The organism is Streptomyces sp. NPDC051963, from assembly GCF_044593495.1.
GTDB lineage: Bacteria > Actinomycetota > Actinomycetes > Streptomycetales > Streptomycetaceae > Streptomyces.
Genome location: NZ_JBIUCC010000001.1, coordinates 1,044,100 through 1,057,583 on the forward strand (window position 1 = coordinate 1,044,100; position 13,484 = coordinate 1,057,583).

The window sequence follows — 13,484 nt, forward strand, 5'->3', positions numbered from 1 at the left end:
AGGACGTGCCCTCGTAGGATCGCCCCATGACTGCCGTGCTGTTCGATTTCTCCGGGACCCTCTTCCGTGTCGAGTCCACCGACTCCTGGCTGCGGGGAGCTCTGGACGAGGCCGGGATCGCGCTTCCGGAGACCGAGTTGACCGAGACGGCGCGGGCGCTGGAGACGGCGGGTGCGCTGCCCGGCGGAGCCGATCCGGTGCGGCTGCCCACGGAGGTCGCCGAGGTGTGGGACGTCCGCGACCAGAGCTCGGAACTGCACCGGGCCGCGTACACCGGGCTCTCCCGCCAGGTGCCGCTGCCCGATCCGGGGTTGCACGACGCACTGTACGAGCGCCATATGTCGCCGGGCGCCTGGGCGCCGTACCCCGACGCGGCGGAGGTCCTGCACGCCCTGCACGAGCGCGGGGTCCAGGTCGGCGTGGTGAGCAACATCGGCTGGGACCTGCGCCCGGTGTTCCGCGAGCACGGCCTCGACCCCTACATCGACGCATACGTCCTGTCGTACGAGCACGGCATCAGGAAACCCGACCCACGGCTGTTCGCGACCGCCTGCGCGAAGCTCGGCGTCGATGCGCGGGACGTGCTCATGGTCGGTGACGACCGTCGCGCGGACGGCGGCGCGGCAGCGCTGGGGTGCGAGGTGCACTTCGTGGACCATCTGCCGGTGGCACTGCGGCCCGACGGCCTGCGGCCGGTACTGGACCTGGTGGGCTGAGCCACCCGCATGACCACCCGTATATGGCCGCCCGCCTCGGACGATCCCCCGTTTCGCCCGAGGAGGACGGCAGCACCGGACGGGCCCATGGATGGGGCCGGTCCGGATGCGCTGAGTATAGTTGGCTGCCAACCAGTCAACGCAGGAGTACAGCATGTCCCCGCGCAGCGCCTCGGTCAATGAAGAGTTGCGGCGGCGTTCCCGGGAACGGCTTCTCCAGGCGGCGGTCGAGCTGGTCGGTGAGCACGGGTTCGAGGCCACCACGCTGGGCGACATCGCGGACAGAGCCGGCTCGGCGCGCGGTCTGGTGTCGTACTACTTTCCCGGCAAACGCCAGCTCGTGCAGTCCGCCGTACACCGGTTGATGCACCGCACGCTGGAGGAGGCCCTGGAGCGCGAGCCGCGTACCGAGGACGGTCGGGAGCGGATGGCGCGGGCGATCGACGCGATCCTGGGACTGGCCCGGGACCGGCCCGTACTGATGCGCCAGCACATGGCCGGACTGTTGCAGGCCGAGGGTTTCGTGCCGTGCCCGGAGCAGCGGCGCCTGGCCGAACTGCTGCGGGACACCGTCGCCCGCACGGGGTCGCAGGACGTCGACGCCGACTACCCGATGCTGCGCGCCCTGCTGATGGGCGCGGTCTACGCGGCGCTGGTCCCGGGTGTTCCGATGCCCGTGCCGGTGCTGCGGGCGGAGCTGTTCAAGCGCTACCGGCTGGACTGGGACCTGGGCGTCCCGCCGGACACCGAGGCGGCGTCCGGCGGGACGGGTGACACAGATCTGTCGCGGTTCTTCGCGACCGGCGAAGGGCCCGCCGATCAGTCGAAGTAGTCCGGCTGGGTCTGCACGTTGAGCTCGCTCAGCCGGACCCACTTGGCCGGGTCCGTGCGCTTGTCGCTGATCTTGAGGACGTCGAAGCCCTTGGCGATGTCGTTCGAGTAGATGTAGCCGTTGTAGTAGTACGCCGACCACGCGCCGCCGGTCGTCATCGTGTCCGTGGTCAGCGGGCCCCGCTCGAAGTAGGCGATCTCCTTCGGCTTCGCGGAGTCGGTGAAGTCCCAGACCGAGACGCCGCCCTGGTACCAGGCCTGGACCATGAGGTCCTTGCCCTTGACCGGGATCAGCGAGCCGTTGTGGGCGACGCAGTTCTCGGTGTCCGCCTGGTGGCGGGGGATCTTGAAGTAGCTGCGGAAGACGAGCTTGCTCTTGTCGCCCTTGCCGACGATGTCGTAGATGCCGTCGGCACCGCGGTTCGGGCCGATCGCCGCGTTGCAGGTGGCTCCGACACCGCCGCCCAACTCGTCCGTGAAGACGACCTTGTTGGCCTTCTGGTTGAAGGTCGCCGAGTGCCAGAACGCGAAGTTGACGTTGTCCTGGACCTGGTCGATGACCTTCGGGTGCTCCGGGTCCTTGATGGAGAACAGGATGCCGTCGCCCATGCAGGCGCCCGCCGCGAGGTCCTTGGAGGGCAGCACGGTGATGTCGTGGCAGCCGGTGGTCTTGGAGACGCCCGGGTTGGTGGGCGAGCCGGGGTTGCCGCCGCCATCGGTGCCCTCACCCGGGAAGAGGACCGGGAAGCTCACGACCGCGGCCTTCTCGGGGGACTTGCGCGGCACCTTGATGACCGAGATGCCGTCGTGCGGCGGCCGGCAGTCGGGGAAGGTGGCGCTCGGCGAGTACGAGGAGACGTAGACGTAGACGTTCTTGCGCTCGGGCACCAGCGTGTGGGTGTGCGAGCCGCAGGCGGTCTCCACGGCGGCGACGTACTTCGGGTTCGCCTTGTCCGTGATGTCGAAGATCTTCATGCCCTCCCACGACGACTTCTCGGTCGCGGGCTGCGAGGTGCTGTTGCAACTGCTGTCGCTGCGCGAGGCGTCGGTGGACAGGAAGAGCAGGTTCCCGGAGACGGAGATGTCGTTCTGACCGCCGGGGCACAGCACCTGGGAGACGGTCTTCGGGGCCTTCGGGTTGCTGATGTCGAAGACGCGGAAGCCGTCGTAGTTGCCGGCGAAGGCGTATCTGCCCTGGAAGGCGAGGTCCGAATTGGTGCCGGGCAGCACGTCCTTGGGGATGTTCGTGACGTGCTGGATGTTGGCCGAGTGGACGATCTCGTCCTGGCCGGGTATCTCGCCGCTCTCCAGGGCCTGTCGCACTTCGGCCTGGGTGCTCGCGGAGACGTCCTTCTGCGCCGCCGGGCCGTCCCCCGGGTCGGGGGTCGCGGCTGCCGGACCGCCCGTGAGCAACGTGGCCAGCAGCCCGGCGGCGGCAGCGCCGACTGCCAGGCGTCTGCGCCGCGTTCGGGGTTCGTTCAACAGGATCACTGTTTCCTCCCTCGTTCCGTTCGGGTGAGAACGGTTCGTGCACGCCGAAGTATCGTCTTCATCATGCACATACCAACAGGGGGCAACGAAGATGTAATCAAGGTTTTCTCACAGTCGCTCACGGAAGCGTGTTAAGAGGGACATCGGCACTCACAAGGTGCCCCTGGCCCCGCCTGCCACTGGAGGTTGTCGTGCCCCTTCGCCGTGCGTCACGTGCGTCCCGCGCACCCCTCGCCACGGTCTTGCTCGCCGCTCTCGCCGTACTGACACTGGGGAGTTGCGACTCCGGATCCGACGCCGACCAGGCCTCGGCGAGCGGGCCGTCGGTGATCGCTCCGGGCAAGCCCGGCGAGGAGAACCGGACGCTGTCCGCCGAGGACGCCGCACAGCAGCGCGTCGACGACGACTCCCCCAACTCGGCGGACGTGTCGTTCGCCCGGATGATGATCCAGCACCACTCCCAGGCCCTGGAGATGACCGGACTCGCCGCGGACCGCGCCGAATCGACCAAGGTCAAAAAGCTCGCCGAGCGGATCGCGGCCGCGCAGGGACCGGAGATCGACGCCATGAAGGGCTGGTTGAAGACGCACGGCGAGAAGGAGACGGGCGGCGGACACGACCACGCCTCGATGCCCGGGATGGCGACGGAGGGTCAGCTCCGCAACTTGCGCGCGGCACAAGGAAAAGCATTCGATCAGCTCTTCCTCACCCTGATGATCACCCATCACGAAGGGGCGATCACCATGGCCACGGACGTGAAGGCGCAGGGCAACAACGTCCAGGTCGAGGAGATGGCGGACGACACGATCGCCCAGCAGACCAGCGAGATCAACCGAATGCGGGACCTGCCCTGAGCTGAGCCCGCCTCAGCGGCGCGCATGACGCGCCGTCAGGAATCCCGCGTCACGGGCCTGGGCGATCAGCCGGAGCGATCTGCGCCGGCTGTGCCCGGTCGCGCCCATCACCGCGAGGACGGGATCGGCACCACCTTCCTGCGCCGCGCGGTACTCCCGGGCCACCAGCCACTGCCCCGCGACACCGCCCGGCCACGCCGGCCGGGCGCGCCGCGACACCACCGGCTCACCGGCGGGCCCCGCGCCGCACACCTCGGACAGCGGGCCCTCGACCCACTCGGCGAGCACCGCGAGATCGTCGAGGGACAACGCCGGCTGCGCCCGCACGTCCTCGATGCAGACCCCTCCGCCGGACACCACGGCGAGCAGATCGACCTGCGCCCCGTCCGGGAACGCCAACCGCACGCCCCACCAGGACATCACGCCCCCATCGGCCCCGTCTTCCCGCACTTCCCACGCGGGCCACACGGACACCGAACCGTCCATCGGACAACGATCAGAAAGATCAAGAAAGGATGCGTCCAACACACACGCAACGTAACCGCATGATCACACTCCATACGAACGAACACGCACGCGTGTGCCCGGTACAGCACCCTGTCAGCGGAGCATCAGCGGTGCGATGCTGGAACCATCAGCGATCTCCGACGGTCCCTCGGGGTAAGGAGTTCCGCCGTGCTGCGTGTTGCCGTCATCGGCTCCGGGCCGAGCGGGGTCTACACCGCCCAGAGCCTCGTCCAGCTCCACTCCGACGTGCTCGTCGACGTCCTGGACCGGCTGCCGTGCCCCTACGGCCTGGTGCGCTACGGCGTGGCACCGGACCACGAGAAGATCAAGTCCCTCCAGAACAACCTCCGCACGGTCCTGGAGCACGAGCGCGTACGGTTCCTCGGCGGCATCGGAGTCGGCCCCGGCGGGGTACCGGCCGCGCGGCTGCGCGAGCTGTACCACGCGGTCGTGTACTGCGTGGGCGCCGCGACGGACCGGCATCTGGGCATCCCCGGCGAGGACCTGCCGGGCAGCTGGTCGGCGACCGAGTTCGTGTCCTGGTACAGCGCCCATCCGGACGCCACCGCCGACGGGTTCGTGCTCGGCGCCCGCTCCGCGGTCGTCATCGGCGTCGGAAACGTGGCCGTGGACGTCACCCGGATGCTGGCCCGCGGCCCGGCCGAGCTGAGCCCGACGGACATCCCGCAGGCGGCGCTCACCGCGCTGGCGGCGAGCCGGGTGACCGAGATCAGCATGGTCGGCCGGCGCGGCCCCTCCCAGGCCCGCTTCACCACGAAGGAACTGCGCGAACTGGGTGCCCTGCCGGACACCGACGCGACGGTGGACCCGGCGGAGCTGGCACTCGATCCGGCCTACGCGGACCCGTCCGGGCTGCCCGCGGCGAACCGCCGCAATGTGGAGGTGCTGCGCGGCTGGACAGAACAGCCGCCCGCGGACGCCCCGCGCCGCATCCGGCTGCGCTTCTTCCTGCGGCCGATCGAACTGCTCGCCGATTCCGGGCGCGTGAGCGCGGTGCGCTTCGAGCGGACCCGGCCGGACGGACAGGGCGGGGTGACGGGCACCGGCCGGTACGAGGACATCGAGGCGCAGTTGGTGCTCCGATCGGTGGGTTATCGCGGAGTGCCGCTGGAGGACCTGCCGTTCGACACGGCGACCGGGACGGTGCCGCATCTCGCGGGCCGCGTGCTGCGCGAGGACCTCGTCGCGCCGGGCGAGTACGTGGCGGGCTGGATCAAGCGGGGGCCCACGGGAGTCATCGGCACCAACCGACCGGACGCCAAGGAGACGGTGACATCCCTGCTGGAGGACGCCACCGTGCTCGTAGAAAAGGATCTGCCTGAGGATCCGCTGACGGAACTACGCGCCGAGGGCTTGGAGCCTGTCGAGTGGTCCGGCTGGCAGGCGATTGAACGAGCCGAGGCAGCACTCGGGGCATCCTTGGGCCGGGCAGTGGTGAAGCTCCCCGACTGGCAGTCACTGATGACCGCCGCGCACAGCAGCGCCCCTTAGGGGCGCGGGGCGGTATCAATGTGCGGCTCCGCCGCGCGGGCGCGAGCAACCACACACGACCCGCAGCGAGACACGAAGCGGCAACACCCCCGAAATCAACAAACTGTTCAAGGAGCCTACGGTCTCGCCCATGACAAGTACCGCACCCGTGCACCCCGTCGACGAAGTCCCGCCCGCCCGCCAACTCGCCGCCTTCGGCCTCCAGCACGTCCTCGCGATGTACGCCGGTGCCGTGGCCGTCCCCCTGATCGTCGGCGGTGCGATGAAGCTGTCGCCCGCGGACCTGGCGTATCTGATCACCGCCGACCTGCTGGTGTGCGGAATCGCGACGCTCATCCAGTGCATCGGCTTCTGGCGCTTCGGCGTGCGGCTGCCGATCATGCAGGGCTGTACGTTCGCGGCCGTGTCGCCGATGGTGCTCATCGGTACGACGGGCGGCGGACTGCCTGCGATCTACGGAGCCGTGATCGTCGCGGGACTGGCGATCATGCTGCTGGCGCCGGTCTTCGGGAGGCTGCTGCGCTTCTTCCCGCCGCTGGTCACCGGCACGGTGATCCTGATCATCGGTATCTCGCTGCTGCCGGTGGCGGGCAACTGGGTCGCGGGCGGCGCCGGGGCGGAGGACTTCGGGGCGCCGAAGAATCTGGCGCTGGCCGCTTTCGTGCTGGTGGTGGTGCTGGCCGTGCAGCGGTTCGCGCCGTCGTTCCTGAGCCGGATCGCCGTACTGATCGGCATCGTGGTGGGCCTGGCGGTCGCGGTGCCGTTCGGCTTCACGGACTTCGACGGGGTCGGGGGCGCCGACTGGGTCGGTATCAGCACGCCGTTCCACTTCGGCGCGCCCACCTTCGAGGCGTCGGCGATCATCTCGATGCTGGTGGTGGCGCTGGTGACGATGACCGAGACGACCGGTGACCTGATCGCGGTCGGTGAGATGACGGACCGCAAGGTCGAGCCGCGTTCCCTCTCCGACGGGCTGCGCGCCGACGGCTTCTCCACCGTCCTCGGCGGCGTCTTCAACACCTTCCCGTACACGGCGTACGCGCAGAACGTCGGGCTCGTCGGCATGACGCGGGTGCGCAGCCGCTGGGTCGTGGCGGCCGCGGGCGGCATCCTCGTGCTCCTCGGCCTGCTGCCCAAGCTGGGCGCGGTGGTGGCGGCGATACCGGCGCCGGTGCTCGGCGGCGCGGGTCTGGTGATGTTCGGGACGGTGGCGGCGAGCGGACTGCGCACGCTGGCGCAGGTCGACTTCAAGGGCAACGACAACCTGACAGTGGTGGCCGTCTCGGTCGCCATGGGCGTGCTGCCGGTCGGCGTGCCGACGATCTACGAGAAGTTCCCGGACTGGTTCCAGACAGTGATGACCAGCGGCATCAGCGCGGGCTGTCTCACGGCGATCGTGCTGAACCTGCTCTTCAACCACCTTCCCGCAAAGGCCGGTTCAGCCGCCCAGGCGGACGGCCTGACGGGCGGCGGCGTCGAGGAGGGCGTCGAGAAGTCCCGGGAAGAGGCCGTCTAGGTCGTCGCGGCGCAGGCCGTTCATCTTGGCCGTGCCCCGGTAGATCTGCCGGATCACACCGCTCTCGCGCAGCACCCGGAAGTGGTGCGTGGTCGTGGACTTGGTGACGGGCAGGTCGAAGTGCGAACAGGAGAGCTCGTCGCCGTCGGCGGCGAGCTCTCGCGCGATCCGCAGCCGCATCGGGTCGGAGAGCGCATGGAGGATGCCCTCCAGCCGGATCTCGTCGCGCGCCGGGTGCGGAAGATCACGACTGGTGGTGGCGGTGGTCACGGCGACTCCAGTTCGTCCGGGGAGGATTTCATTGTACGAAGGGTCTCGTAGTTTGACACCTCACGTACTACGATGCCTATCGTACGAGTCGCCCTTCGGTCCCATGACGATTGGAGCAGCTCACCATGAGCGCCCTCTTCCAGCCTTTCCGCCTGCGCGAACTGACCGTCCCGAACCGGGTCTGGATGGCCCCGATGTGCCAGTACTCGGCCGCACCGGAGGGCCCGGACGCCGGGGTCCCGAACGACTGGCACTTCGCGCACCTTGCGGCACGCGCGGCGGGCGGCACCGGACTGATCCTCACCGAGGCCACCGCGGTCGCCCCCGAGGGCCGTATCTCACCGTACGACCTGGGCATCTGGAACGACACCCAGGTCGAGGCGTTCCGCCGGATCACCCGCTTCCTGCGCTCGCAGGGCACGGTGCCCGGCATCCAGCTCGCACACAGCGGGCGCAAGGCCGCGACCGACCGGCCCTGGAAGGGCGGGGCGCCGGTCGGCCCGGACGCGTACGGCTGGCAGCCGGTGGCGCCGAGCCCGGTCGCGTTCGACGAGCGGCACCCGGTGCCGGACGAGCTGACCGTGGCTCAGATCCACGAGATCGTCGGCCAGTTCACGGAGGCCGCCCGCCGTGCCCTCTCCGCCGGCTTCGAGGTCGCCGAGATCCATGGCGCCCACGGCTATCTGATCAACGAGTTCCTCTCGCCGCACTCCAACCACCGCACCGACGCGTACGGCGGCTCGTACGAGAACCGCACCCGCTTCGCCCTGGAGGTCGTCGACGCCGTACGGGAGGTGTGGCCGGACGACAAGCCGCTGTTCTTCCGTATCTCGGCGACGGACTGGCTGGAGGACGGCGGCTGGACCGCGGACGACACCGTCCGTTTCGCCGCCGACCTCAAGGCCCACGGCATCGACCTGCTCGACGTCTCCACCGGCGGCAACGTCTCCGGCGCCCGCATTCCGACGGGCCCCGGCTACCAGGTCCCGTTCGCCGCCCGCGTCAAGGCGGAGACCACCCTGCCCGTCGCGGCCGTCGGCCTCATCACCGACGCCGAGCAGGCCGAGAAGATCCTCGCGAACGACGAGGCCGACGCGGTGCTCCTCGGCCGCGAGTTGCTGCGCAGCCCGTCCTGGGCCCGGCACGCGGCCCGCGAACTGGGCGGGGACGTGCACGTGCCGGACCAGTACCACCGGTCGGTCTGAGCCAACTAGGGGTTCCCCTCCTCCCCAGGGGGTACGACACCCCCACGGAGTGCTCCCTCAAGGTCAGGGCCGATGCCTCCGCGGGCACGATGCGCCGGGCCCGGTCGACGGCAAGGCTGGTGGCACCAGTCATGAGGAGGGCGTCATGAACCGCCAGACCCGCATCCGCCCCGTCCGTCGGCCCACCAGCACGCGCGACACCACGATCGACCGAAGGACACCCTCGGGGCGGATCCTGCCGTACTAACCGCTCGTGCAGGCCGTGCCGTTGAGCGTGTGGGCGGACGGCGCCGCACTGCTCCCCGTGTGGCTCGCCTGATAGCCGATCGTGACGCTCGCGTTCGGGGCGATGCCGCCGTTGTACGAGGCGTTGGTCGCCGTCACCGCTCCAAAGGCCGGTGTGTACGTGGCACCCCAGCCGTTGGTGATCGTCTGACCGGCGGGCAGGGTGAAGCCGAGTCGCCAGCCGTTGATCGCGGTCGTACCGATGTTGGTGATCGTGACGGAGGCGGTCAGACCGGTGTTCCAGGCGCTGACCGAGGTGGCCACGCGGCAGGCACCGGCCGGCGGTTGGGGCGCCGGTCCGCCGCTGTCCAGGCCGAAGAACGTGAGCACACGGGCGGCCATGCCGTAGCTGTACAGGTTGTGGCCGACGCCCTGGAGGCTGATGGCCTCGACGGGTGCCCGGTCACCGGTGGCGCCGTAGCGGGTGCGGGTCCAGCCGGACTGGGGCGAGTCGGTGGCGGCCGGGGTCTGGCCGACACCGAGCACGTTCGTCCACTGCTTGATCTCCTCCCCGAAGTTGGGGTGGCGCAGCACGTCGTCCTCGGTGCCGTGCCACAGCTGCATCCGCGGCCGGGGGCCGGTGTAGCCGGGATGGGCGGCCCGCGCCAAGTCGCCCCACTCCTGCGGCGTGTGGGTCACGGTGCCGTTCGCGCACGCGCTGTTCCACTCGGAGCCGTCGGTGGTGGCGAAGCAGCCGAACGGCACACCGGAGAACGCGGAGCCCGCCGCGAACACGTCCGGATAGACACCCAGCAGGACGTTCGTCATCATCGCGCCCGAGGAGATGCCGGTGGCGAAGATCCGGCTCGTATCGGCGTCGTAGGTCCGGGTCACCCAGTCGACCATGGACCTGATCCCGACCGGGTCGCTGCCGCCGCCGCGGCGCAGCGCCTGGGGCGAGGAGACGTCGAAGCACTTGCTGGCGCGGGTGACCGACGGGTACACGACGACGAACCCGTAGCGGTCGGCGAGCGAGGCGTACTCCGTGCCGGAGTACATCGCCGGTCCGGAGCCCGTGCAGTAGTGGACGGCCACCAGGACCGCCGGGTTCGCGGTCACGCTGTCCGGGACGTAGAGGTACATCTGCAAGTTGCTGGGGTTCTCTCCGAAGCCGGTGACCTCGGTGAGCGTCGCGGTGGGCGCCCGGGTGCGGGCGGCGGCCGGGGGTGCGGTGAGGAGCGCTGCCGCGAGCAGTGCCTCAAGCGCTCCGCAGAGTGCCGTGAGCACGGAACGAAGCGGTCTGCGCGCTGTGAGGACAGGCACGTGGTGGTCCCTTCGTGATGGCGGCTCGTGGGGCCGTCGACGCGGAAATCGACGGGGCATCGCTGAGGGAGCATCAGGCATGGTGGCATGCGCATGGCCGTCATGGAAGCGCTCCCACGGACAGTTCGAGGTCCGTCGGCCGCTGACCGGCGACGTCCGGATGCGTTCTGCGCGAGCCGTTGACTAGAAAGCGCTTGCCCCCTACGTTCCGTTCAGCAGGCTGAACCGGCGGGCTCCCCCGCTCGGCCGCAATCAGCGGCGTGCCCCGGGCCCAGTGTTCAAGATGACGTACGTCATTCATAAATACGTCCATTCAAGGCCTCCCGAAGGGACGCACCCGCATGCGTACAGGCCCCTTCCGTGCACACGCGCCAAGAACCACCCTGGTGACGGCCGCCGCGGCCGCCTTCGCGACGGCGGCCGCCCTCGCCCTCCCCCAGCCGGCCGGCGCCGCCGAGACCTCGCCGGTCGGATTCGGCGCCGGCACGACCGGCGGCGGCAGCGCCACCGCGGTCACCGTCTCGACGCTGAGCGCCTTCCGGACGGCCGTCACCGGCAACACGGCGAAGGTCGTCCGGGTGAACGGCCTGATCCCGCTGAGCGGTCAGGTGGACATCGGCTCCAACACCACGGTCCTGGGCGTCGGTTCGGCGTCCGGGTTCACCGGCGGCGGGTTGCGGCTGAAGGAAGTCACGAACGTCGTCATCCGCAACCTCGACATCAGCAAGCCGGTCGCGCCCGCGGACGGCATCACCGTGCAGGAGTCGACGAAGGTCTGGATCGACCACAACGCCTTCTCGGCGGACCGCGACCACGACAAGGACTACTACGACGGTCTGCTCGACATCAATCACGGCGCCGACAACGTGACCGTCTCCTGGAACACCTTCAAGGACCACTTCAAGGGCTCGCTCGTCGGGCACAGCGACAACAACGCCGGCGAGGACACCGGTCACCTGAAGGTGACGTACCACCACAACCACTTCAGCAACGTCTACTCGCGCATCCCCAGCCTGCGCTTCGGCACCGGCCACTTCTACAACAACTACGTGGAGGGCGCCGACACCGCCTGCCACTCGCGCATGGGCGCCCAGATGCTCGTCGAGAACAACGTCTTCCGTACGACGAAGATCGCGGTCACCACGAACCGCAGCAGTGACGTCGACGGATACGCCAACCTGCGCGGCAACGACCTCGGCGGGGCCGCCACCGAGGTCTCGCAGGTCGGCACCTTCACCGCCCCGCCGTACGGCTACACGGCGGAGTCCGCCTCGACGGTCGTCTCCTCGGTGACGTCCGGCGCGGGCGCCGGAAAGATCTGACCAGCCCTCCATCCCACCAGCCCCCAACTGGAAGAAGGCATCGGGACATGACTTCACCAGCACTGCCGCGAGCCCGCCGGCGCGCACTGACCGGCACCCTGGCCGCACTCGGGTTCTCGTCTGTCATGATCATGACACTCGGCGCGCCACCGGCGAGCGCCGCCACCTGGCCGACACCCACCAGCAGCCAGGCGGTGAGTTCCACCATCTCCGTGTCCGGCGTCCGGGACGGCGGCATGGTGCGCTACTACGGCAGCGGCGACCTGGCCGGTGACGGCCAGGAAGAGGGCCAGGACCCCATCTTCGAGCTCGCGGCCGGCGCGACACTGAAGAACGTCATCATCGGGGCACCGGGCGCCGACGGCATCCACTGTGAGGGCAACTGCACCCTCCAGAACGTGTGGTGGGAGGACGTCGGCGAGGACGCCGCCACCTTCCGCGGCGGCTCCACCTACACCGTGACCGGCGGCGGCGCGAAGAAGGCCGCCGACAAGGTCTTCCAGCACAACGGACCGGGCACCGTGAACATCTCCAACTTCGCCGTCAGCGAGTTCAAGACGCTGTACCGCTCGTGCGGCGACTGCTCCACGCAGTACACGCGCAAGGTGAACCTCAGCAACATCGAGGTGACCGGCACGGGCTCGACGGCACGGCTCGTCGGGATCAACGTCAACCGCAGCGACGTGGCGACGCTGCGCGGCATCACGATCCTCAACGACTCCGGCCGCAAGGTCATCCCCTGCCAGAAGTACAACAACAACACCGCGGTCGGTACGGGCCCCGACAGCACCAACTGCCTGTACTCCACCTCGGACATCACCTACAGGTAGACCCCCGGGCGATCTGCCCGCGGTGAAGGCGGCCGTCCGAAGCGCCCCTGCACGGCGCTTCGTACGGCCGCCGAGTCATGCCCGGTGCTCCCGCACCGTCTGCGTGAACTCCCGCCGGTAGTCGGCGTACGCGGCGCGCAGGCGCGGGCCGGGCCAGTCGGCGGGGAGGAGCGCCTCGGGCAGGACGGGGTCGCGGAGCAGATGTCGTACGACGGCCGCGAAGGCGGTGAGCCGGTCGGCGGGGCGGTCCACGCGCGCGATGTGGCCGAGCAGGGCGTGAGCCGTGGCGGCCCAGGTGTCGAGTGGCCACAGGGTCGAGGCCAGGTCGGGTGCGGGCTGTTCGGGCCGGGCGGTGAAGGACCGGAGCACCGTTTCGAGCTCGGCCGGGAGCGAACGGCGGAGATTGGCGGGGCGCAGCCAGACTCCTTCGCGCAGTTCGGCGAGGCGCAGGGTGGTCAATCGGGCGCGCAGTTCGGCGCGTTCGGCGGGACCGCGGCCCGTCGCGGTGATCACGGCCATCTCCCAATCACCGTTCCACGCGCGCGTGCTGGGCTCCACGGCATCGTCCTGGCGGCGCTGGCGCTCCAGCAGCCGGTCCCCGATGCGGTAGCCGGCTTCTGTGCGTCGCAGGTCTCCTGCGGCCGTCATCCGGCTGAGCGCCGCCCTCAGGGTGGAGCCGCCGACACCGAAGGGTTCCACCATGCGCGCGAGGTCCTTGACCGGCATCTCGGGTGGATGGGTGCCGAGGAGCAGGCTCAGGACGACCGAGCGCGCCGAGAGCGGGCGCAGGTGCAGCTCGTCTGCCTGGACCGTTCGCATGGGGACGTACTGTACGGGCCGGATCGGCATGTTGCATGATTGCCACGACCGTAGAAATAGTGC

The 13,484-nt window shown here is 69.6% G+C and carries 13 protein-coding genes; 8 read left to right on the plus strand and 5 right to left on the minus strand.

The genetic code is table 11. The features are described from left to right. The first annotated feature begins 26 nt into the window (after window positions 1–26). Together ACIHFB_RS04430 and ACIHFB_RS04435 are read left to right on the plus strand one after the other, a co-directional pair. Window positions 27–716, plus strand: a complete 690-nt coding sequence (locus ACIHFB_RS04430) for an HAD-IA family hydrolase (RefSeq protein ID WP_365269866.1) — start codon at window positions 27–29, stop codon at window positions 714–716. Between the two features lie 154 nt (window positions 717–870). Beyond that, on the plus strand, window positions 871–1,548 hold the full coding sequence (locus ACIHFB_RS04435; protein ID WP_365269869.1) for a helix-turn-helix domain-containing protein: 678 nt from the start codon (window positions 871–873) through the stop codon (window positions 1,546–1,548). On the opposite strand, the gene ACIHFB_RS04440 is transcribed toward ACIHFB_RS04435, so the two are convergent. Further along, window positions 1,536–3,038, minus strand: a complete 1,503-nt coding sequence (locus tag ACIHFB_RS04440; protein WP_400125160.1) for an LVIVD repeat-containing protein — start codon at window positions 3,036–3,038, stop codon at window positions 1,536–1,538. The genes ACIHFB_RS04435 and ACIHFB_RS04440 overlap by 13 nt on opposite strands. Window positions 3,039–3,229: 191 nt before the next feature. Here ACIHFB_RS04440 and ACIHFB_RS04445 point away from each other — a divergent pair, with 191 nt between their 5' ends. Continuing rightward, entirely contained in the window at window positions 3,230–3,892 is a 663-nt protein-coding gene (locus tag ACIHFB_RS04445) for a DUF305 domain-containing protein (RefSeq protein ID WP_400125162.1), read from the plus strand. A 12-nt stretch (window positions 3,893–3,904) separates the two neighbouring features. Here ACIHFB_RS04445 and ACIHFB_RS04450 read toward each other — a convergent pair whose 3' ends face one another. Continuing rightward, window positions 3,905–4,366: a DUF6214 family protein gene (locus tag ACIHFB_RS04450; RefSeq protein WP_365271046.1), complete on the minus strand. Its 462-nt coding sequence runs from the start codon at window positions 4,364–4,366 to the stop codon at window positions 3,905–3,907. A gap of 201 nt (window positions 4,367–4,567) precedes the next feature. On the opposite strand from ACIHFB_RS04450, the gene ACIHFB_RS04455 reads away from it, so the two are divergent. After that, complete coding sequence (locus ACIHFB_RS04455; RefSeq protein ID WP_365269878.1) at window positions 4,568–5,911, plus strand: FAD-dependent oxidoreductase; 1,344 nt, start codon at window positions 4,568–4,570, stop codon at window positions 5,909–5,911. A 130-nt stretch (window positions 5,912–6,041) separates the two neighbouring features. After that, complete coding sequence (locus ACIHFB_RS04460; RefSeq protein ID WP_365269881.1) at window positions 6,042–7,427, plus strand: nucleobase:cation symporter-2 family protein; 1,386 nt, start codon at window positions 6,042–6,044, stop codon at window positions 7,425–7,427. Here the strand turns inward: ACIHFB_RS04460 and ACIHFB_RS04465 are convergent. Next, entirely contained in the window at window positions 7,350–7,697 is a 348-nt protein-coding gene (locus tag ACIHFB_RS04465) for a helix-turn-helix transcriptional regulator (RefSeq protein WP_365269884.1), read from the minus strand. The two genes, ACIHFB_RS04460 and ACIHFB_RS04465, sit on opposite strands and share 78 nt — an antisense overlap. Window positions 7,698–7,822: 125 nt before the next feature. Here ACIHFB_RS04465 and ACIHFB_RS04470 point away from each other — a divergent pair, with 125 nt between their 5' ends. Continuing rightward, entirely contained in the window at window positions 7,823–8,902 is a 1,080-nt protein-coding gene (locus tag ACIHFB_RS04470; RefSeq protein WP_365269887.1) for an NADH:flavin oxidoreductase/NADH oxidase, read from the plus strand. Between the two features lie 243 nt (window positions 8,903–9,145). Here the strand turns inward: ACIHFB_RS04470 and ACIHFB_RS04475 are convergent, their stop codons facing one another. Beyond that, entirely contained in the window at window positions 9,146–10,414 is a 1,269-nt protein-coding gene (locus ACIHFB_RS04475; protein ID WP_365269890.1) for a PHB depolymerase family esterase, read from the minus strand. A 377-nt stretch (window positions 10,415–10,791) separates the two neighbouring features. Between ACIHFB_RS04475 and ACIHFB_RS04480 the strand changes: the two genes are divergently transcribed. Then, window positions 10,792–11,772, plus strand: coding sequence for a polysaccharide lyase family 1 protein (locus ACIHFB_RS04480; RefSeq protein ID WP_365269893.1), 981 nt, complete (start codon window positions 10,792–10,794; stop codon window positions 11,770–11,772). Window positions 11,773–11,819: 47 nt separating this feature from the next. After that, window positions 11,820–12,602 (plus strand): pectate lyase, encoded by a 783-nt coding sequence (locus ACIHFB_RS04485; RefSeq protein WP_365269896.1) that lies wholly within the window; start codon window positions 11,820–11,822, stop codon window positions 12,600–12,602. Window positions 12,603–12,677: 75 nt separating this feature from the next. Here ACIHFB_RS04485 and ACIHFB_RS04490 read toward each other — a convergent pair whose 3' ends face one another. After that, window positions 12,678–13,421, minus strand: coding sequence for a PaaX family transcriptional regulator C-terminal domain-containing protein (locus ACIHFB_RS04490; RefSeq protein ID WP_400125166.1), 744 nt, complete (start codon window positions 13,419–13,421; stop codon window positions 12,678–12,680). Between the last annotated feature and the right edge of the window lie 63 nt (window positions 13,422–13,484).